General features: G+C 65.9%; 16 protein-coding genes. 5 read left to right on the top strand and 11 right to left on the bottom strand.

Going from position 1 to position 21,288, the window contains the following annotated elements; translation table 11 throughout:
• Positions 1–48 precede the first annotated feature (48 nt).
• The gene (locus E3U47_RS19680; RefSeq protein WP_134693326.1) at positions 49–801 is read right to left on the bottom strand and encodes an SDR family NAD(P)-dependent oxidoreductase; all 753 of its coding nucleotides are present in this window, start codon (positions 799–801) and stop codon (positions 49–51) included.
• 171 nt (positions 802–972) lie between these two features.
• On the opposite strand from E3U47_RS19680, the gene E3U47_RS19675 reads away from it, so the two are divergent.
• The gene (locus tag E3U47_RS19675) at positions 973–1,692 is read left to right on the top strand and encodes an IclR family transcriptional regulator (protein ID WP_134693325.1); all 720 of its coding nucleotides are present in this window, start codon (positions 973–975) and stop codon (positions 1,690–1,692) included.
• 186 nt (positions 1,693–1,878) lie between these two features.
• Positions 1,879–2,265, top strand: coding sequence for a VOC family protein (locus tag E3U47_RS19670; protein WP_134693324.1), 387 nt, complete (start codon positions 1,879–1,881; stop codon positions 2,263–2,265).
• Between the two features lie 87 nt (positions 2,266–2,352).
• On the opposite strand, the gene E3U47_RS19665 is transcribed toward E3U47_RS19670, so the two are convergent.
• From E3U47_RS19665 to E3U47_RS19635, 7 genes are read right to left on the bottom strand one after another with little or no spacing between them, the layout of a single operon-like run.
• On the bottom strand, positions 2,353–3,726 hold the full coding sequence (locus E3U47_RS19665) for a sensor histidine kinase (RefSeq protein WP_134693323.1): 1,374 nt from the start codon (positions 3,724–3,726) through the stop codon (positions 2,353–2,355).
• Entirely contained in the window at positions 3,723–4,385 is a 663-nt protein-coding gene (locus E3U47_RS19660) for a response regulator (protein WP_134693322.1), read from the bottom strand. The genes E3U47_RS19665 and E3U47_RS19660 overlap by 4 nt, the downstream gene beginning before the upstream one ends.
• A gap of 2 nt (positions 4,386–4,387) precedes the next feature.
• Positions 4,388–5,029 (bottom strand): tetratricopeptide repeat protein, encoded by a 642-nt coding sequence (locus E3U47_RS19655; RefSeq protein ID WP_134693321.1) that lies wholly within the window; start codon positions 5,027–5,029, stop codon positions 4,388–4,390.
• Positions 5,026–5,832, bottom strand: coding sequence for an SDR family oxidoreductase (locus tag E3U47_RS19650; protein WP_134693320.1), 807 nt, complete (start codon positions 5,830–5,832; stop codon positions 5,026–5,028). Before E3U47_RS19650 ends, E3U47_RS19655 begins: the two co-directional genes overlap by 4 nt.
• Entirely contained in the window at positions 5,819–6,499 is a 681-nt protein-coding gene (locus E3U47_RS19645; RefSeq protein WP_134693319.1) for a TenA family transcriptional regulator, read from the bottom strand. Before E3U47_RS19645 ends, E3U47_RS19650 begins: the two co-directional genes overlap by 14 nt.
• Positions 6,500–6,507: 8 nt before the next feature.
• Positions 6,508–7,974, bottom strand: coding sequence for an AMP-binding protein (locus tag E3U47_RS19640; RefSeq protein ID WP_134693318.1), 1,467 nt, complete (start codon positions 7,972–7,974; stop codon positions 6,508–6,510).
• Positions 7,964–8,641 carry a thermostable hemolysin gene (locus E3U47_RS19635; RefSeq protein ID WP_134693317.1) on the bottom strand — a complete coding sequence of 226 codons (678 nt, stop codon included), beginning with the start codon at positions 8,639–8,641 and terminating at the stop codon, positions 7,964–7,966. The genes E3U47_RS19640 and E3U47_RS19635 overlap by 11 nt, the downstream gene beginning before the upstream one ends.
• Before the next feature lie 132 nt (positions 8,642–8,773).
• Here E3U47_RS19635 and E3U47_RS19630 point away from each other — a divergent pair, with 132 nt between their 5' ends.
• Positions 8,774–9,343, top strand: a complete 570-nt coding sequence (locus E3U47_RS19630) for a hypothetical protein (protein ID WP_134693316.1) — start codon at positions 8,774–8,776, stop codon at positions 9,341–9,343.
• A 57-nt stretch (positions 9,344–9,400) separates the two neighbouring features.
• Here E3U47_RS19630 and E3U47_RS19625 read toward each other — a convergent pair whose 3' ends face one another.
• The gene (locus tag E3U47_RS19625; protein ID WP_134693315.1) at positions 9,401–11,080 is read right to left on the bottom strand and encodes an MFS transporter; all 1,680 of its coding nucleotides are present in this window, start codon (positions 11,078–11,080) and stop codon (positions 9,401–9,403) included.
• 206 nt (positions 11,081–11,286) lie between these two features.
• Here E3U47_RS19625 and E3U47_RS19620 point away from each other — a divergent pair, with 206 nt between their 5' ends.
• Positions 11,287–11,973 carry a helix-turn-helix domain-containing protein gene (locus E3U47_RS19620; RefSeq protein WP_134693314.1) on the top strand — a complete coding sequence of 229 codons (687 nt, stop codon included), beginning with the start codon at positions 11,287–11,289 and terminating at the stop codon, positions 11,971–11,973.
• On the opposite strand, the gene E3U47_RS19615 is transcribed toward E3U47_RS19620, so the two are convergent.
• Together E3U47_RS19615 and mnxG are read right to left on the bottom strand one after the other, a co-directional pair.
• Complete coding sequence (locus E3U47_RS19615; protein ID WP_134693313.1) at positions 11,956–12,849, bottom strand: sterol desaturase family protein; 894 nt, start codon at positions 12,847–12,849, stop codon at positions 11,956–11,958. The two genes, E3U47_RS19620 and E3U47_RS19615, sit on opposite strands and share 18 nt — an antisense overlap.
• A 132-nt stretch (positions 12,850–12,981) precedes the next feature.
• Positions 12,982–18,819, bottom strand: coding sequence for a manganese-oxidizing multicopper oxidase MnxG (gene mnxG, locus E3U47_RS19610; RefSeq protein ID WP_134693312.1), 5,838 nt, complete (start codon positions 18,817–18,819; stop codon positions 12,982–12,984).
• Between the two features lie 797 nt (positions 18,820–19,616).
• Between mnxG and E3U47_RS19605 the strand changes: the two genes are divergently transcribed.
• The gene (locus tag E3U47_RS19605) at positions 19,617–20,678 is read left to right on the top strand and encodes a 3-deoxy-7-phosphoheptulonate synthase (RefSeq protein WP_134693311.1); all 1,062 of its coding nucleotides are present in this window, start codon (positions 19,617–19,619) and stop codon (positions 20,676–20,678) included.
• Positions 20,679–21,288: the final 610 nt, after the last annotated feature.

Below are 21,288 nucleotides of genomic sequence, written 5' to 3'. Positions count from 1 at the left end.
AGTGAGCCAGGACCTGCTAGATGGGTGCGTGTTGGCCGATTGCAAGCCTCAGAACTGCACGCCACGGGTCAGGCCACCATCGACCAGCAGATTGGTGCCGGTGATGAAGCTTGCCGCAGGGCTGGCCAGGAACACCGCCGCCCGCGCCACTTCATCGGGCCGTGCCATGCGCCCCAGTGGGTTGGCGGCCAGGCTGCGGGCGAAGGCCTCGGGCTGTTCGCGCTCGATCTTGCCCCATACACCGTCGGCGAAATAGACATTGCCCGGCGACACGCAGTTGACCCGGATACCGTCACGGGCATGTCGTGCCGACAAGGTCTTGCCATAGTGGTTGAGGGCGGCCTTGAGCACCCCGTAAGGCTCGTCGAAGCTACTCAGCTCACGCCCCGAGACACTGGAAATCAGCACCACCGCCGCCCGCGTCGAAGCCTGCAACCACGGCAAGGCCGCCGTGACCAGGCCCACCGTGCCAAGCAGGTCGGTCTCGAACGCCTGGCGCCAGATCGCCGCCTCACGGCCATGGGCCAAAGCACTGACATTGGGCACGACGACATCGATACCACCCAGCCACTCGCCGGCCTGTTCAACCCAGCTGATAACCTGCCCGGCCTTGGTGATATCCACCGCCCACCCTCGGGCGTGCTCGCCCAGCTCGGCCTCGGCGGCCCGCACCCCGGCTTGCTCGCGAGCGCAGAACGCCACCCGTGCTCCTTCGGCGAGGAAGGTTTCGACAATCGCCCGGCCAATCCCGCGTGTGCCGCCACTGACCAATACCCGTGCGCCTTGCAGTTGCAGATCCATGAAACCTGTCCTCTGGCTGGTTGAAGTGGCGCGAGTCTAAGCGCCAAAGCCCGTCGAACCGCCTCGCGGGGCGAGAAAAGCCAAGCAGTTCGACATTGCCGAACAAACACGCCAGCAACCCTCGTCGATTGCGGGCACAATGGCCAGCCATAGCACAACCGGGACCGCGCCATGTCCACCAACAGCCGCCAGATCCAGTCCCTCGAGCGGGCCATGCACCTGCTCGAACTCATCCGCGCCGAGGGCGGGCGCGCGCGTCTGAACGATCTGGCAGAACGCAGCGGCCTGGGCAAGAGCACCGTGCATGGGCTGCTCGATACCCTGATGTCGCTGGGCTACGTCAGCCGCGATCAGCGCCATTACGCCCTGGGCCTGCGCCTGCGCCAGCTGGCACAACCGGTGAACGAGGCCGAACAGCGCCTGCGCCAGGCCTTCACCCCGGCCCTGCGCGCCTTCGCCGAGCTGAGCGGCGAAAGCTGTTTTCTCGCCGTGCCCGGCGGCACCCGCGCCTACCTCACCCTGGCGGCGCTCGACGGCCGTGGCCAGGCCCTGCAGCTGCCGGCGGACACCCGCCGCGATGGCCTGTGCACCTCGGCGATCGGCAAGGTGCTGCTGGCCCACGACCGCCAGCTGGCGCGGCAGCTGGCTCGCACCCAAGCGCTGCCCGACACCCTGGAACAGGAACTGCGCCAGGTCGCCAACCTGGGCTATGCCCTGGACCTGGCCGCCTCACGCCCTGGCCTGCATTGCTTCGCCTTGCCCTTGCGCCTGCGCGGCCAGGTGGTCGCCGCGCTGGGTGCCGGCGGCCCGGCCGAGCGCTTGCAAGCGCCGGTGATGCGGCGCATGGCGAGCCGAGCGATGCGCGCGATGTTCGACCTGGTGAAATGCTAGTGTCCTGTCTCGGAAGTACGTTCTATTCTGGCCACTGGCAACGTGCTCGGGCGCCCAAGACATCGGCGACAGTGAACAACTTGTTTGCGAAACGGGATACTAGCAGCAGCGTCCTGCCTGGCACTGGTCAAACACCGGGAACCGTCTTTAATTGCAGGTACAGCCCCAGCCCTCCGGTGCACGCCCATGAAGATCGTGGTCACCAGCATCCTCGTCGACGATCAGGCCAAGGCCCTGGCGTTCTACCACCATGTCCTGGGCTTCGAGCCCAAGCATGACATCCCTCTGGGCAAGCATCGCTGGCTGACCCTGACCTCACCCAACGACCCCAACGGTGTCGAGCTGCTGCTCGAGCCCGACGCCCATCCAGCGGCCAGGACCTACAAGGCCGCCCTGAAGCAGGACGGTATCCCCGCCACCTCGTTCGGGGTGCGCGATATCCACGCCGAATACCAGCGCCTGTGCAAGGCCGGCGTGCGGTTCACCCAAGCGCCCACCGACCTGGGGCCGGTCACCGTGGCGGTGTTCGACGATACTTGCGGCAACCTGATCCAGATTGCCCAACGGCATTAGGCTCTGTACAGAACGCCTTGATACTCGTTCATGCTGCGTTGAAAACAGCCTCGCCTGACCTTTGTCTCAAGACTTTTCATACAGAGCCTAGGAGTCATCAACCTCCAGGCGCAACCTCGCGCACAACCCGTGGGGTGCCAGATTGCGCAACTGCACCTGCCCCCCCAGACGGCTGACGACCGTACTGACGATCGACAAGCCAAGCCCTGCGCCGTTGGGCGCGTCCTTGCTGTAGAACCGCTCGAACACCCGCTCCAGCTCCGCCGCGGCAATCCCCGGCCCTTCATCCGCGACGTCCAGCACCAGCACCCGCGCTTCGCGGCGCAAGCTGACACGGATATGCCCGCCCGGTGGTGAATGGTCCACCGCGTTGGTCACCAGGTTCTGCAAGGCGATGCCTAGCGCGCCGGCGTCACTGACCATGTGGTAGTCGGCGCCCTCGGTGATGTCCAACGATGGCTCCTGGCCGCGCTCGAGAATCCACGGGGTCAGTTCTGCCAAGGTCTCGGTCACCAGTTGCGCCAGGTCCACCTCGGCCCAGTTGCGCTGCGCCAGCCTAGGCTCCAGGCGCGCCAGGGTCAGTAGCTGGTTGACCACCCGTGCCAGGCGATCCACGGCGCCCATCAGGTAGCCTAGCGCCTTGTCGCGCTCGGCCTCGCTGCTCGCGGCCTGGGCGTTCTGCGCATGCAGGCGCAGAATGGCCAGCGGCGTGCGCATCTCGTGGGCGGCGTCGGCAATGAAGCGGTGCTCGCGCCGCAGGAGTGCGTCGATCTGCGCCAGCAGGCGGTTGATCGCCGCCTGCATCGGCTCCAGTTCCTTGGGCAAGGGCACCAGTTGCAAAGGTTCCAGCGATTCGGCATGGCGCCCGCGAATGATTCGGGCCATGTTCTGCAATGGTCGCAGCCCCCAGCCGACACCCACCCAGACCAGCAGGGCCAGGGCCAGGCTGCCAAGCAGGAAAGGCATCAAGGTATGCCGGACGATCCGCTCGATCAGGTCGAAACGCACTTCGTTGCGCTCACCCACCCAGATCAGCCAATGCTTTTCTGGCACCGGCAACACGAAACTTCGCCAGCGTTGCCCCTGCAGCGTCAAGTCGGAAAAACCCGGGGCGCTCGGTGGCGTGGCGAACGTCGGCGCGCTAGGGGTATGCACCAACAGCTTGGCCTGGTCGTCCCACACCTGGAACGCCAACTTGCGCTCGTAGGGATGGCCGACCCGATGCCGACCAGCCTTGCCCAGTGCCTCGTCGAACGCCTGGTACAGCGCCTGGCGATGCGCCTCCTGCACCGGCAGGCTCATCACCCCTTGCAGGAGGCGGGCATTCTGCGCCAGGTGCGCATCGTAGACTTCGGTGATTTCATGGCGGCTGTCGTGGTAGTTGTAGAGCGCCAGCAGGCCACTGCCAGCCAGCAGCAAGAGCATGACCCGCCACAGGGTGCGTTGGCGCAACGAGCTCATACCTTGCCTTCCACCAGGTAGCCAATGCCACGCACCGTGCGGATCAGGCCGCTGCACAGTTTCTTGCGCAGTTGGTAGATGTTGACCTCGAGGGTGTTGCTCTCCGGCTCATCGTCCCAGCCGTACAGCAGTTGGGTCAGGCGCTCGCGGGTGAAGACCTTGCCCGGTTGTGCCAACAGTTCATGCAACAACAGGTACTCCTTGGGCGTGAGCACCACCGGCTGGCCATTGAAACGCACCTGACGGGTAGCCGGGTCGAGGCTGACGCCGGCATGTTCGATCAGTACCCGCGCGCGCCCGGCGCTGCGGCGCAACAAGGCGCGCAGGCGGGCCTTGAGTTCATTGAGGTCGAACGGCTTGACCAGGTAATCGTCGGCGCCGGCATCCAGCCCCGCGATGCGGTCATCAAGGGCGTCGCGGGCGGTAAGGATCAGCACCGGCACGGCGTCGCCACCCGCGCGCAGACGACGCAGCAGCTCCAGGCCATCCAGGCGCGGCAGGCCCAGGTCGAGTACCACCAGGTCGAACGTTTCGCCCTGCAGGGCATGCAAGGCTTGCTGCCCGTCCAGCAGCCAGTCGAGGGTGTAGCCCTCCAGGCGCAGGCCATCGCAGATACCCTCCCCCAGCGCGGCGTCATCTTCAACCAGCAGCAAGCGCATGCTCAGTCCTGTTTGTCCTTGATTGCCTTGAGTAAAGCATCGATTTCACCCCGTCGGCCCTGGTCGGCCAACGCCCGCCCCGGTCGCGGTGCGGCGTGGCGGGCCTTGTCCAGCGCGGCCAGGGCCTCGGTGTAACGACTCTGTCGGTACAGGTGGTCGGCCCAGAAATAGTTGCTGTCGAGACCGTCGGGGTTGATCGCCAGGGCCTGGCGTAACAACGCTTCGGCCTTGTCCGGGTCGCCGAAGCCCAGCGGCCAGCCCGGTACCCGGTCATACAAGGCGCCCAGGCTGGTATAGGCCGAGCCTTGCAAGGCGGTGGGGTCCAGCGCCAGGGCTTGCTCCAGGCTGTCGCGGGCGGCCTTGACCTTGCCCAACGCGCCCAGCCCGCCAGTGGCACCGGCCCAACTGCTGTTGACGATACCCTCCCAGATCAGCGGCTCGGCCGCGCCTGGGTACTGGCGCACGAACGCTGCCGTGTCCACTGCCAACGCCTCGAAGGCCTTGGCCCGCTGTGCTTCGGGCATCTGGTACTGGATTTGCGCCCAGCGCTGCTGCACATCGTTCAGGCGTTGGCTGCCGACTGGGTCCAAGGCCCACGCCAGGGAGGAGCACAGCAGCAAGCCGACCAGCATCGCACGCTTCATTTATTCGACTCCTTACCCGGATGGACGCTGTAGCGGCGGATCAGCGGCAGTTGCTTACGCAAGGCGCGGTCTATCACCCCCGGCAACATGCCGTTGACACGCACGAAAAGTTTTTCCGGCCAGCCCAGGTACAGCTCGCTGCGCTCGGCCTGCACGGCGGCGAGCACGGCGCGGGCGACGTCCTCGGGCTGATCCACGCCAACTTTCAGGGCCTGGTTGAGCGCCGTGGCGGCGCTGCTGTTCATGCCCGTGCGGGTCGCCCGGGGGGCGGCATAAAGCACATTCACCGGGGTATCGGCAAGCTCCCGGCGCAGGGCCTCGGAGAACCCGCGCAGGGCGAACTTGCTGGCGCAATAGGCGGCGTAGCCAGGGTAGCCGATCGAGCCATAGATGGAACCCACGTTGACCACCAGTGCCTGAGGCTGCTCGCGCAGCAGCGGCAAGCAGGCGCGGGTCAAGTGCATGGCAACCTTGAGGTTTATATCCAGCAACTCGTCCAGGGCGACTTCATCGAGCTGCTCGAGCAAGGCGAAGCGATTGATCCCGGCGGCATTGACCAGCACGTTGACCCCACCCATCGCCCGCGCCGCCGCCAGCACGTCCGCACGGCCCTCCCGGGTACGCAGGTCGGCGGCCTGCCAGCGCAGTTGCCGTGGATAGCGGTTCATCAATTGCGCCAGCTTGCCCAGGTGCCGACTGACCGCCAACACCCGCGCCCCGGCACCGCACAACTGCTCGCTCAGCGCCAGGCCGATGCCACCGTTGGCACCGGTGAGCACCACCACACAGTCAGGCAAGCGCATGGCGCACCCCGTTCTGGCCGGCGCGCGGCAGGCCTCGGAACATCTCGGTGTACAGGTGATATACCACCTGCGCTGCATGGATCACCGCCCGTTGGTCGTCGGCATCGTCCAGGCGATCCATCAGGCCTCGGTAAGTGGCCATATGGTCCTGGTCCAGGGCGCCGTGGGAGCTCAGGTAGCTGAACGCCGTGTGCGGCAGCCCCAGGCTGTCGCGGATAGTGCCCGCGGCCTGGGTCGCCAGGGCGATGCTGGTGCCTTCGAGCACGTTGACCATGCCGAACAACCCCACCGGGTTGCCCCGGGCGATCAGGTCGTAGAGATACGCCACCATCAACTCGGTGGGCAACGCCGGGCTACCATCGCGCACTGCCTGCCAGTCGCCACCGCAGGCCTTTATGTCGTCGAGGATCCAGCGCTCATGGCCGTACTCCTCCTCGATGTACTCGCACACTGCGCCGCGCAGCCATTCCAGACGCGCAGGCAGGCGCGCGCCACAGGCCATCATCAACGGCACGGTGTGCCGTACATGGTGGTAGGCCTGGCCGAGGAAAGCCTGATAGCCCTCCAGGCTGACCACGCCGGCCAGCGCCTCGCGGATCACCGGGACCGTGAACAGCGCTTCGCGCTCGGCGCTGGTCTGGGTTTGCAGGGTTTCGAAAAAGGACATGTCGAGCCTCACGAATGCTGGAGAGAGGAAAGAACCGCGTGGTACTGGCGCAGGATCGCCTCGCGGCGTAGCCGCCCATTGGCGGTCAGGGTGCCGGCGGCGGCACTGAACGGCTCGGGCAGGCGCTGCCAGGCATGTACCCGGGCATAGTCCGGCAGGCCACGGTTGCTGTATTGCACCGCCTGATCGATCTGCGCGTCGCTGAGCGACGGATCCACCGGCCAGAGCAGCGCCAGGTTGCCCGGCAGGCCTTCGCCGTGCACGAACGCCTGGCCGATCATTGCGCCTTGGGTCAGCTCGGCCTCGACCCACTCAGGGTTGACGTTGCGCCCGAAGCTGGTGATGAACTGGTGTTTCTTGCGCCCGGCCAAGTGCAGATATCCCTCGGCATCGAGGTAGCCAAGGTCGCCGGTGGGCCACCACCGCCCGCTAAATGGCGCTTCACCCAAGTAGCCCAGCAAGGCCGCGCCGGCCACCAGTACCTCGCCATCCTCGGCGATCCGTACCTGCACATGGGGCAAGGGTCGGCCGACACTGCCCAGGCGCGTGGCCCCTGGCCGGTTCAGGCAGACCACCGAGGCGCATTCCGACAGGCCATAACCCTGGTAAACCGGCAAACCCAATGCCTCTGCCCGTGCCAGCAGGCTGTCGGCCACCCGCGCGCCGCCCACCGCGACAAAACACAACGGGCCCCTGCGCATCAGCCCGCGCTCGATGGCCGTCACCAGCCCTAGCAGCAGTTGCGGCACCAGGATCAGGCTTTCGGCGCCGCTCAGGGCGATAGCACCGAGCAGGCGCTTGAAGTCCACCTGGCTGGCCCCGCCGATACCCAGTTGCGCCTGCGGATAAAGGATGACGCTGGCCCCCGCCAGCAAGGCGGCGTAGACCCCGAGGTTTTCCAGCAACACCGCCAGTGGTAGCACCGCCAGGTATTTGCCCGGTGCCGCGCTGCGGCTGGCGATCTCCAGCTCGCGGGCCACCCGCATCAGGGCCGCGGCGCCCAGGCACACCCCCTTGGGTGCCCCGGTACTGCCGGAGGTGTAGGTGATTTTCACGGTGCCCACGGGTAACGCTGCGTGGCCAGAGGGCGGCATGCTCCAGAAACGCGGGCCCTGAACGAAGCCGCAATCACGCAGCTCGGCGGCCAGGCTGTCCTCGGCCAACACCAGGGTCACCCCACTGTGCAGCAGGCAATGGCGGCGTTGATCTGCGCTGAAGAATGCCGGCAGCAGCACACACGGGCGTCCGGCCAGCAAGGCCGCCAAGTCCCAGAACAATGCCTCGGGGCCGTTATCGAGGAACAGGGCGAAGGTGCCAGGCGGCTGTTGGTTCAGCCAGTCGGCGCGCTGACTCACTTCATCCAGCAGCCGCGCGTAGCTGAAGCGACCCGCGACACCCTGCACCGCTGGCCACTCGCCACGCTGGTGGGCGTGCTCGTGCAAGGTCTGGAAGAAACTCAGATGCTCATGCGGCATGGCCAGTCTCCTGGGCGGATGCCGGCAAGCCAAGCCGCTGGTACAGGCCGCTGCCCGCCAAGGCAGCATGACCATGGTCAATATTGCCGATGAACACCTGTGGATGGTGCGCGTAATAGCTGCCCCAACTGCCCGGCTCGCCGACGAGTCGCGCAGGCTCGGCCAGGGCCACCGGGGTCGGCGCCAGGCCCAACCGATGGAAGCTGTTGACCAGCGTCGACGCGCCGGTGAATGCCACCCACTGCAAGCCACGCGCGGCCAGCAACCATGTCACGGCAATGATCATGATCCGCGCGCTGCCGGCGCTGAGGGACGCCAGATTACCCACCTCCACCAGCCGCTCCCGGGCCACCGGCCCACCCGCTTCGCGCGCCACGGCACATTCCAGCGGCACGTCCAGATAGCGTTCGAGGAACAATGGCCCGCTGTTGGCCAGGCGCACGCCAACGGCGGCGATCAAGCGCCCATGGCTGTCGTGCAAGGCCAGCAGCTGCGGCAAGTAGTGACGCACGTCGGCATGATGGACGCTGGCGAAGCGGTCATGGATGAACAACTGCGCCTCGTCACGGCCAGGATCGTCCTGGCGCAGCAGGCTAAGTTGCGCACGGTGTTCGGCATGGGTGCCGAGGGGCAACGGGAACAAGGCGTTCCAGGTCGGCTGGGTCATGGCAGTCCCCCGCAGGTGTCTGTGGGGGGTAGTATCACGGCTGAAGCTGAAGGCAGCCTGAAGTCTGTCGGGCGTGCTTGCCTTGCGCTACATTGCTGGCATCCCCCGGCGCAGCCACAACAAGGAAAACCCATGCGCTACGAGTTCAGCGAAGTCCTCAATGACCTGGTCGACTATTTCCTGCTCGGCGATATCCAGTTGCTCGAGCGGTTCAAGGAGGCCAACGACCTGCCCGACGACCTGGCCCGCGCCTTCACCACCGGCGACAGTGGCGACCAGGCGGTGCGCGAAGGGGTGATCCTGCCGCTGGCGGGCATCGACAACCTGCCCTATCGCATCCTGTTCACCCTTGACGCTGGCACCCCGGCGCTGCTCGAGCCCGGCAGCCGCCTGAAGCACCGCCGTGGCGGGCATCGGCTACGGGTCGAGCACCGCGGGCTGATGCTGTTTACCTGGCGCATTCTGCAGCACTTCACCAACAAGACACTCGGCGACCTGCTGGCGCGCTACCAGGAGCCGGGGCGGCCAATCATCGCCCTGGACAATGGCGAATATGACGTGGAGGTATTGGCGGGGGCGCTGGTGCGCGACGGCTTGTACGAGCCAGCCTTCGAGTTCGTGTTGCACAAGGCCCAGCGCCGCGATCCGGTTGCCGAGGTGGATATCAGCTATCGCTATACCCTGCGCGGCTACTTCGACTGATGTCGCCATCGCGGGGCAAGCGCGCAGGCTCGAAGCAGGGCCCCGCAATGGCCTGGCTCAGGCATGGTTGATATCGCGGTCCTTGGTCTCGGGCAGGAAGAAAATCCCCAGTAGCGCGGTCATCACCGCGATCACGATCGGGTACCACAGCCCGTAGTAGATATCCCCCGTGGCCGCGACCATGGCGAAGGCCACCGTCGGCAGGAAGCCGCCGAACCAGCCATTGCCGATATGGTATGGCAACGACATCGAGGTGTAGCGAATCCGCGCCGGGAACAGTTCCACCAACCAGGCGGCGATCGGCCCGTAGACCATGGTCACGTATATCACCAAAATCGTCAGCAACAGCAGCACCATGGGGTAATGGATCTTCGCCGGATCGGCCTTTTCCGGGTAGCCCGCCTCTTTCAGCGCAGTGCCCAGGGTCGCGGTGAAAGCGTCGTTCTGCGTCTTGAAGTCCGCCGCCGCCAGGCTGCGGCCGTCAAAGCTCGGCAATACCCGTTCGCCGATGCGCACCTGGGCCACGCTGCCGGGCTCACCGGCCTGGTTCTCGTAGGGGATGGCGCGCTTGGCCAACAGGCTCTTGGCGATGTCGCACGAGCTGGTGAAGCGCGCCTTGCCCACCGGATCGAACTGGAACGCGCACTGGGCCGGATCGGCGACCACCACCACCGGATTCTGCTCCTGGGCGACGAACACGTCCGGGTTGCCATACTCGGTGAGTCCCTTGAAGATCGGGAAGTAGGTCAGCGCGGCGATGATGCAGCCCGCCATGATGATCGGCTTGCGCCCGATACGGTCGGACAGGCTGCCGAACAGGATGAAGAACGGCGTGCCGATCAACAGGGAACCGGCGATCAGCAGGTTGGCGGTCTGCGGGTCGATCTTGAGCATCTGCAACAGGAAGAACAGCGCGTAGAACTGCCCGGTGTACCACACCACCGCCTGGCCGGCGGTGCCGCCGAGCAGCGCCATGATCACCACCTTGAGGTTGTCCCAGCGGGCGAACGACTCGGTCAGCGGCGCCTTGGACGCCTTGCCCTCGGCTTTCATCTTCATGAACACCGGCGACTCGTTCAGTTGCAGGCGGATGTACACCGAAATCGCCAGCAGCAGGATCGACAGCAGGAACGGCAACCGCCAGCCCCAGGCCTCGAACGCCTCGGTGCCCATGGCCGTGCGGCAGGCCAGGATCACCAGCAGCGACAGGAACAGGCCAAGGGTGGCGGTGGTCTGGATCCAGGCGGTGAAAAAGCCCCGCCGCCCCTTGGGCGCGTGTTCGGCCACGTAGGTCGCCGCGCCGCCGTACTCACCGCCCAGTGCCAGGCCTTGCAGCAGGCGCAGGGTGATGAGAATCACCGGCGCGGCCACGCCGATTGCCGCGTAGCCGGGCAGCAAGCCGACAATGGCGGTGGACAGGCCCATGATCACGATGGTGATGAGAAAGGTGTACTTGCGCCCGATCATGTCGCCCAGGCGGCCGAACACGATGGCGCCGAAGGGGCGCACGGCGAAGCCTGCGGCGAAGGCCAGCAAGGCGAAGATGAACGCGGTGGTTTCATTGACCCCGGCAAAGAAGTGCTTGGCGATGATCGCCGCCAGTGAACCGTAGAGGTAGAAGTCGTACCATTCGAACACCGTGCCCAGGGACGAGGCGAAGATGACCTTGCGCTCCTCCCGGGTGATGCCGCGTTGGGGCGCGCTACTGCCCGTGGATGCGCTGTCGAGGACCGCCATGGGTCGCCTCCGGGATGAACGGTGCGGGCCGGCGTATTGCCAACGCTCTCGAACGTGCATACCCAGGCCGCAGGGCTTTAAGGTTGCGCGAAGCACGACGAGGCGCGGCCTCGGATCGCGGCAAGGTAATCTGAAGCATAATCACCTTTGCGTGGATATCCACTCAGGTGCCATACAGGTAGACCAATGACGCGAATGAATCCCCCATGAAGGCAAGCCCCGACACCGCCTGGCACGGCGAGCTGTGGCTGGCCAACGACCATTGCCTGGTACTGGGCACTCCCGGGCGCACCTCGGCCCATGCTCACTACGCCCACCAGGTGCTGATCGCCGAACACGGTGAACTGTGCCTGGAGATCGCCGGCCAGCGTCAGTGCGGCGCCTTGCTGGCGGTGCCGTCGCTGCAAGCCCATGCCGTGGTCGCGCCTCAAGGGCGCTGCATCACTGTATTCGCCGAGCCGCTGGCGTTCGACTTCGATACCCTGGTTGCACTGTGCCGCCAGGCCCAAGGCGATGCCCAGGCCTTGGCCGAACGCCTGCGCGATTGTCCGCGTCGCCCGCTCGACCCACGCCTGGCCAGCGCCCTGGCGCGCCTGCGCGCGCTGGACGAACAGCCCTTGCCGGCGCACGCCCTGGCCCAGGCCGCGTGCCTGTCGTTGAGCCAGCTGGAACGGCTGTTCAGCGCCCGCCTGGGGCAGTCGGTGCGACGCCTGGTACTGTGGCAGCGCCTGCGCCTGGCTTTGCAGCGGGCGCTAGCCGGCGACAACCTGACGGTCGCGGCCATGGCCGCCGGCTTCGCCGACTCGGCGCACCTGTCGCGCAGCCTGCGCCAGCAGTTCGGCATCCGCGCCAGCGAGGCGCTGCGGCATTTGCGTTCAGGCGCCCTCGCCTAACGCCGCGCGCAAGGCCGCGGGCACGCTGGCCGCTGGCTGCGGGGCGCGCCCACGGCACCAGGGTTCGCGCAGTTGGGCCAGGTACCCGGCCGGGTAGTCCGGTCGGTCGCCAATGCCCATGTCGTCGTCGGCCAGGGCATAGCCCGGCAGGTGCAGCGCGGTGCCCAGCAGGCGGTCCCACAACGGCAGGAACAAGGCGAAATTGACATCGCCCACGCGGCCGTACTTCAGGTGATGCAGACGATGCACCGGCGCCCAGGCGAACACATGGCGCAGCCAGCCGATGCGCATGTCGACATTGCTGTGCTGCAGCAGTAACTGGATGGCGATACTGAACGCCAGCAAGGCCGCGACATCCTGCGGCAGGCCCAGCAATACCAGCGGCAAAACACCGCCCAGGGCCTCGGCAAGCTGGTGCAGCGGGTGTTTCATCAGGCCATTGAAGCCGTACAGCCGGGTCACGCTGTGGTGCACCGCGTGCAGGCGCCAGAGCAGCGCGTTGCGGTGGCTGGCGTAATGCACCAGGGTGATGCCCAGGTCCGCCAGCGGGATCGCCAGCAGCAGTTGCCAGTGCAAGGCCCAGTGGCTGGGCCAGCAATCGCCGGTCGGCAGCCAGCCGGGCAGCAACGCGATGGCGGCTATGCTGAGGCTGTTGAGGCTCTCGTTGACCAGGGCATGCAGAAAGTCGCGCGGTCCTTCGCCGGCACCCGAGGCCCAGGCGTGTTTGTAGGGGTACAGGGCCTCGCAGCAGAACGACAACAGGATGGCCACGACCAGCAGCGGCAGCAGCCAGGCGATGCTGGCGCCAAGGTGAATCAGATAGAGCGCGGTGCCGATGAAGCCGAAGAACAGGCAGGGGGCGTAGAGAATGCGCATGGCGGGGTCGTCTCTGGTTAGGGAGGCGCCAGTATTGATTGGGGTGCAGGTGTCGGGCTTGAACCAATGGCGCATGTTGGGGGCATGGGCCCTCCCAGGCCCTGGCCCCTCCCCCAGCTCCAATCCCCGTTCCTACTGCCCCGTGGCCACCGCCGGCGGCGCCTCGTTGATCACCCGCAAAATCCCCCACAACCCCGACGTATTCCCATACGCCGCGTAATCCCGGTACAGGTAATCCCCCGGCACCGCATTCGCGCCCCCGGCACTGGGCAGCATGAAGCTGAAGTGCGCCGCCGGCAGCACGCTTTCCTGGGCGCCGACATACATCGCCATCGGGTTGTAGCCAAAGCGCACCGAGCCAATCCCTGGCAGCCCCATCGGATAGCCCTCGACGTCATTCTTCTCGGCCTGGAAGTTGTGCAACGGCCAGACATGCCCATCCAGCTGGTAGGTCATGCCGCGGCTCCCGCCGCTGGGCATGACGATATGGTTGCGCACTGGCTGCCCGGGCTTGGCATACAGCACCGGGGTCTGCGGGTCACCGCCAACCAGGGCGTTGCTATAGGCCATGTGCGCGTTGGGGATATCGGCAAAGCCCAGCCCGCCGGCATGGCCGAACGGCGAGTCCGGAGCCATGCCAAAGCGCAGCCACAACGGCTCGGTCTTGTAGTTCACCGCCATGTTGCCGTTGTCCTGCGGGTCACCTGCCGCGCCGTTACCCTCGGTGTTGATCCCCGCCACCGGGGCGCCGTCGGCCCAGCGCATGTTCAGCGCCCGCTGCCACACGGTGACGAAGTCGCGGTAGTCGGCCTGGCCGGTGATTTTCACCGTGGCCTGGGCGCGGCTGGCGCTGTCCTCGGTCCAGGTGGCGCCCTGCGGCAGAATGCTCATGGCGCCCACCAGGCCTTTCTGCGGTTGCTTGATCACATCCGCCGGGGTCAGGTTGAGGCCGCCGAACTCGATGGCGGTGGTGTTGATGTTGTCCACTGTACGGCCCAGTTGCAGGCTCGGCTTGCCTTCGCGCTCCAGATGCCCGGCGTAGTACTGGTACACCTTGCTCGGGTAGGCGCCGCTGCTGCCGGTGCGGGGCGGCACGGTCTGCACCGGGTTGAGCCCCACGTTGACGCCATCGGACTTGGTGATGTCGTAGGCCAGCAGTTGCGCGTGCAGGCCAACCTGGCTGGACGGACGCATCAGGTTGTTGGCGAAGGCCGTGGCGCCCTCGCTGTCGAAGCGGTCACGCTTGACCACGTTGTGCATCACCGCGGTGCTGGGCAGGTCCGGCATCATCAGTGGCAGGCGGTTTTCCAGGGTGACGCTGATGCAGTCGCCGGCATTGGCGCGCAGGATCAGCGGCTCCACCGGCACGCCGGGCTTGAGCTTGCCGGTGCCTGGGTCGAGGTCGGCCTTGCGCACATAAAGGATTGCCGTCGGGTCGTGCAGCGGCGCGCTGTGGCCACCGATGGTAAAGGTCTCGCCATCCTCGGGGTCGACCCCGCTAACCAGCGGGATGCTGGTGCGCCGGCTGTTGAACACCAGGGTGCCGCCGTTGGCCTTGAGCGGGCCGCCGACATGTTGGCCAACGCCGTTGGGGTCGTTGATCGCCACGTTGGCGCTGTTGGCCAGTATGTCGTTGGCCAGCGCGGCGACCACTTCATAGCTGCGCTTGACCGTTGGCCGGGTGCCGATGCCATTGGCATTGGCCGTGGTTTTCGGGCAGATGCCGTCGAAGTTCACGGTGTTGCGCATGGCCACCGGCTGCGGGTTGTTGGGCAGCGGGAACAGATCGGCGCGCTGCACGGTGTAGTTGCGCATGATGCCCCAGATACCGTTCCAGTAGCCCTCCAGCGCCGCATCCAGCGAGTACAGGTAGTCGCCGTTGGTGGCGGCTGCGCTTGAGATCATCGACACCGGCGCCATGAAGCCCAGTTGCTCGGAGATGCCGATCATCTGCGAGGACTTCCACCCCGAGTTGGAGCTGTTGCCGAAACCCGAACCGTTCTGCAGCCACTTCACCCCGTGCAGGGTGACGTTGTGTTCCTCCTCGTGGCCACCGGCATGCATGCGCAAGCGCACGTTGTCGCCTGAATAGGTGCGCAGCATCGGCGTGAACGGGTCGCCCGGCTCGCTGCCAGCCTTGTTGATATGCGGCGGGAACAACGTGGTGCCGCCAGTGGGGCCGACCGCCTGGGTGATTACCGAGGGCGCCAGGTTCATCGCCGGGATGGCGCGGTCGGTGCGGGTCTGCAGGGCGTAGCCAAGGTCGCCGCCAGGCCCGTCGGCCTGCATGCCACGCTTGCCGTCGGGCCCGACCTTGTTCGGGTCGAACACCCGCAAGGCCAGGGGCTCGTTGCGGTAGTTGACGACGAACATGCCGGGGTCGTCCACCGAGATGGCTTGCGGGCAAGGCCGGGTCGGGCAACCGGGGTTGATGCCGCCGCGCTCCTCGACGATGGCTTCGAGCAGGTTGGAGGCCTTGCCGCGCACGGGCGGGTTGATCGCATAGCGGAAACTGTCGGCGGTGGCCGGGTAGGCCTGGCCGTCCGGCACGCCGTTAGGGCCGGCGCCAACGTACACGCCGGCTTCATAGGCGTGCTGGAAGTCGCTGTATTCGAGGAAGAACTCGCGGTAGCTGTCGTTTTTGCCATCACCGTCGTGATCGCCGGTCTGGATCACCGCCTGCCACGAGGTCGGGCCGCCGTCCTGGCGGGTGGCCGGGTTGTACAGCTGCTCGCCGGTCTCGGCGTGGTACCAGGTGGAGCCGGCGGGTTCGGCCAGCACGGTGGCGTACAAGCCCAACTGCTGATGGGTCGATGGGCCGAGGTGGTCATGGGTGAAGATCGTGCCCAGGCCACGGTCGACGTTGTGCACGTTCACCAGTGGGTCGGCGAACCAGCGTTGCATGGCGGTGCGCGCACCGAGCCAGTCGGCCCGGCCAAAACGCCCGAAGTACGGGTGCTGCTTGGCTTTCGGGCAGGCCGCGGTGCCGTCGCGGGCGTCGCCGTCGCTGCACTGGTTGAAGCTGCGGATGGCATGCACGCGCTCGACCACGCTACCAGGCGAGAGAATGCCGTCCTCGTAGTTCCAGCCGTTGGCCGAACCGTCGGCGGCAGTCAGGTCCCACTTGGGCAGGTGGATATGCTGGCCAATCACGTCGGTCGGAGTGCGCACCTGGTAGTCATCCATCTCGTAGAACGACGGAATCAGGTTGGTGTGCACATACTGGGTGCAGTCGAAGGTGTTCATGCGCATCACCAGCGGCTCTGGTGGACGCTGCTTGGTGATCACCGGCCAAGCGTCCTCCCACAGGGCCAGGATGCGCGCCTGCGGGAAGTGGTAGCCGACCTTGTTGTACACCGCGTCGAACTGGATATTGGCCGCCTTGTAGATGCGGGGCCGGTCGGCGGTGAAGCTGGAGGCACCACGAAAGCTCATGCCGATGAGGCTCTCGCCGCTGAAGAACTCGCCCGCCCCGGATGCCTGGGTCAGGCGTTTGCCACGGTCATCCATGCACGGCTCATAGAACGGCGCGCCGGCTGTGGGCAAGGCGCCGTTGGTGCGAAAAGCCTTGGCCACCGGCTGGCTGCCGGGGATCAGGGCGAAGCTTGGGTGCTCGGCCTTGGCGTGAAACTGCATGGCCGCCTGCTCGACCTCGGTGCCCTCCTCGGGCAGGTAGATCGGCTTGGCCTTGTGCACCACCTTGGAAAAGTCCAGCTTGGTGGTGGTGGTCAGCGCCTCGCCGCCGGCCGACACGCCGTCCAGCACATGGCGACCGAGGCCGCCGTCCCAGCCATCGACCTGGTTGGGGTCAAGGTTGGCCCACAGCGCCTTGCCGCTGTCCTTGAGCTGGCGGGCCAGGGCCGGGTCGAGCATGTCCAGCGGCGGCGTCGGCGGGCGTTGGCCGACACTGCTTTCCATGCCGCCGATCCAGAACGGATAGCCGGGGTTCTTCAGGCTGCCATCGGCGTTGCGGTTGCTCTCGCCGCGATCGACCAGCGCGAGGGAGCCGACCGCGCGCGGTGCTGCGGGTTCGTCCGGATGATCGTCACCCTCCTCCTCGTCATGCCCGGCGAGCAGGGTCTCGGAGAGCTTGGGCACCACCGTGACCTTGCCCGGCATCGGCGCCATGGCCTTGCCTGGCAGTGGCACGATGGCCGGGATCGGCGTGCCGGCGACGATCTCGCCATCGGGCAAGGCCCGTGCGCCCAGTGCCGGCTTGCCACTGCGCAGGGCGAACGGCGTGGTATGGAAACCGTTCTCGCCCTCGCCGCTGACCGCCAACCGAGTGCCCGGCTCGAACACATCGTGCACCCGCCACATGGCCCACATGCCCTGGGCGAAGTGCGGATAGAAATGGCAGTGGTAGATGGCGTCGCCCGCCACCCGGTTGCGGTTGCCCGAGCCACCGTTGGCGATTTCGTAGGTGTAGCCCACGCCCGGGCCGATGCCCTGGGCATCGATGTAGTCGGAGTTGTCGTCGTTGGGGTTGAACAGCCACTGGTGCCCGTGCAGGTGGAAAATGTGCTGCTCGTGGCCATTGTGGGTGTTGCGAAACTTGGTGAAGTCACCGATGTAGCTGTGGTGCACGTTGGCCGGCTCGGCCGGGTACAAGGCCATGCTCGCCTTCACCCCGGTGGCGCTGGCCGGCGGTACTTCGCCTGGGCGGATATGCTCGAGGCCGACGTTGGCTGGGATGTCCACCAGGGTGCCGATGTCACCGACGGTATGGGCGCTGAGGAAGAACTCCTCGTAGGCGCACGACAGGCAGTCATGCATCGGCCCCACCCCCAGGCGGTTGGCCACCACCTCGGCGCCCATGCCGCCGGAGCCGTAGTTGATCATGAACGAGTCGCGGGTCGGCTCCAGCACGTGGCCCATCACCGGGTCCGCCCAGTAGCCGGGGAAGGCCTGGGTGCCGGCCACCTCGTCGGCGAACTGCGAGGCGAAGTCGCGGAACGCCTCCAGCCGGTTGGGCAACGCCGGGTTGCGCTTGCCGACGCTTTCCAGCGGGTAGGTGCTCTTGGGGAAGCTGCCGTCGGGGTTGGGGCCCATGACGATGGCATCAGTCTCGCTGTTGATGATCTCGTTGCCGTCGACCATGGCGATGATCGGCTTGCCGGCCTTGCCTTCGGCGATCCACGGTTGGCTTTGCGGATAGCGCGCCGCGTAGTCGATCACCGGCTGGCCGGTGGCGGTGCGGCCAGTGGTGGCCAGGCGCATTTCCTCCTCGGTCAGGGTATTGCGATAGGTACGCCCGGCCTTGGGCACCACCACCACCTGGCCGAACAGGCCGTTGGCGACGTTGCCGGCATTGCCTTCGCCACCGAATGACGCGCCGCGACTGGAAGCGGCGAAGGCGCCTTCACGCTCGGCATACAGGGTGTAGCTGCGGCTGCTGCCCGGGGCCACCAGGAAGTTGCCGTTGCGCCCGGTGTTGGCGGCAATATCGGCGATGCTGTTGACCGCCTGCATGCCATTGACCTGGAAGCCCACATGGCGGTCGCTGACCTGTTCGTCGGCGATGAAGTGCTCGCCCCCCTCGCCGTCCGGCAACTCGCCCTCCTCGCCCTCCTCGCCTTCTGGCTCCTCAGGCTCGATGCCGTGCTTGTTGGGGTTGGCCTGGTAGGCCAGCAGGTTGGTCAGGTTGACCGTCAGGCAATCACCGGCGGCCACCCGCAGCACGATCGGCCGCGGGCGCTTGTCCGGACGCAGGGTGACCTTGCCCGGCACCGCGGCGCCACCGTTGTTCAACGGCACCTGGCGCTCGTCCACCACATCCTGGCGCAGGGCGAACAGCATGCCGTTGGCATTTTGCGCGCCCAGGCGGTTGAACATCAGTGGCTGGTCCAGGGCCACCACGTTGGCCACCAGCGTGCGCTGGCACTGCACGGCCGCCTCGCTGCTCGCCTGCCAGGCGAGTAGCGCCAGCAGCAATGAGGACAAGGCCGGGCCTTTGCGGGGAGTCGACATGGGGCACCTCCGGGACGCAGGGATTCTGCGGGTAGCAGGAGCAAGGCCCGTGCCAGGAAATTTATGAATATTTTTCAGGTAGTTAAGATTAAGCGGTCACGACCCAGGGGAACTTGCCCCACTACCAGCAACCGAAAGTGGGGATCCGCTGGCACCGGCTGCGCCGGTGTTCGCCGGCAAGGCCGGCTCCTGCAACGCTATCTGCGCACCCCTGCCCCCGTAGGAGCCAGCCCTGCTGGCGAACCAGGCAACACGGTTCCCCACAAGGCCCAATCACCCCGATAGCATTTAATGATTGAACGCCCACACGCAGGTGCAGTAAGCTCGGCCTCAATCACTGGAGAGCAACATGTCGAAACAATCCTGCAACCACGCCAACACCACCGGTCGCGCCGCGCACCGCGTGCTGGCCGTTGCCGGTCGTAACGCCGTTGCCTCGTTTTATTTTGGGTATTGGTTTAGCCACTAGGCGCCGATTCCCACCCGGCGCCCACCTTCGAGGGGCCGCCGAACATGAGAATACTCAAACCCCCGGTCGGCTCCCCGACCGGGGGTTTTGTTTTTCCGGGCCTTCACACACCGATTCAGCTTGAGGACAGATTCATGAACTACACCACCTATTACCGCACTTTCGCCTGGCGATTTAGCCAGTTCCGTTCGGGCCAGCCTGCCGCCTCCGTTCGGTCGATTTCCGGTGGCATTGCCGCACAAACACCCCTTTTGACGATCTGTCGAACACCTCGATAGGGCCGACCGCGCGGGCCTGAACCCGCTGTCCGCCCAAGGAAGAACACGCCATGCAAGCCACCAACCTCTCCCTGCCCCTGACCCAGCCGCAAGCGGCCAACACCACCGTCAGCCAGCGCCTGCCCAGCCCGCACCTGCTTAAACAGCAGATGCCGCTGTCCAGCGAACTCAGCCAGCAAGTCCAGGCCCAGCGCCAGGCGATCCGCGCCATTCTCGAAGGCCGCGACGAGCGCCTGCTGGTAGTGGTCGGTCCCTGCTCGCTGCACGACCCGCGCTCGGCCCTGGAGTACGCCGACCGCCTTGCCGCCCTCAGCCACGAAGTCGACGACCGACTACTGCTGGTGATGCGCGCCTACGTGGAAAAACCGCGCACCACCGTGGGCTGGAAAGGCCTGGCCTACGACCCGCACCTCGATGGCAGCGACGACATGCATGCTGGCATCGCCCTGTCCCGCGGGCTGATGCTGGGCATGCTCGAACGCGGCCTGCCGGTCGCCACCGAACTGCTGCAACCGATGGCCGCTGGCTACTTCGACGACCTGCTGGGTTGGGCCGCCATCGGCGCGCGCACCACCGAGTCGCAGATCCACCGCGAGATGGTCAGCGGCCTGGAGCTGCCGGTAGGCTTCAAGAACGGCACCGATGGCGGCGTCGGCATTGCCTGCGACGCCATGCGCAGCGCCGCGCACCCGCACCGCCACTTCGGCATGGATGCGCAGGGCTACCCGGCGATCATCGAGACTCTGGGCAACCCGGACACTCACCTGGTGTTGCGCGGCGGGCACCAAGGCCCGAACTACGATGCGCAGAGCATCGCCCAGGCGCGCCAGGGGCTGGCCAAGGCCGGGCTGCCGGCGCGGATCATGGTCGACTGCAGCCACGCCAACAGCGGCAAGGACCCGGCGCGCCAGCCGGCGGTTTTCCAGGAGGTACTGGCGCAACGGCTGGCCGGGGATCGCTCGATCGTCGGGATGATGATCGAGGGGCATCTGTTCGAAGGGTGCCAGGCGTTGGGCAAAGGGGCGCTGAAGTATGGAGTGTCGATTACTGATGGATGTCTGGGATGGGCATCGACAGAGGCACTGCTACGCAGGGCAAGTGCACATCTGTAATGTGCTCACAGCTACGCTTTAGGTGTGCCCCACAATGTCAATGTGGGGCACATTCGAAGCACATCAGCGATTACGTAAACGCACGTAGGCAGGTGGGTATCCATAGTTCTGTCGTGGCTGGTAGTGCCGAGGCCCATTAAGGCCTGCGTCCCAGAAATGGGTCCCTTCGCCATTACCAGGGGTATATCCAACCCAAGTGTTCTGGGTAAAGCACCGGGTATAAACACGTCTCATGTCAATCCAATGGGGCCAGTGTGTGTAAACACCCCGGTTGTTATTGACCCACTGGACGTATTGATCTGGGTTATAAAACCCGCCAGTCTGGACAAACTCATACACATTACTCACTTGAACAGTGTATTGGACGACCTGGTTTCTATTATCTCTCACCGTAATGATCGTACTACCATTTCTCTCACCGACAACCTTACCTTGAGCGTTCACCGAGGCGATGAGCGTATCACCTGAGCTATAGCGATAGGGCGGTTCCCCACCTGTTGCCACTCGCACTGCTGTATTACCAATCGAGTCCAGTCCTGTTCGTGGCCAATTCATCTTGATCGAAAGGCCATTGAGCACCAGGGTACTTCGGTCCACGCTCAGTACCGGA

This window comes from Pseudomonas sp. RIT623 (assembly GCF_004519305.1).
Taxonomy (GTDB): Bacteria; Pseudomonadota; Gammaproteobacteria; order Pseudomonadales; family Pseudomonadaceae; genus Aquipseudomonas.
The sequence above is the reverse complement of the archived record's forward strand: the minus strand, read 5'-3'. Positions and strand labels throughout refer to the sequence as shown.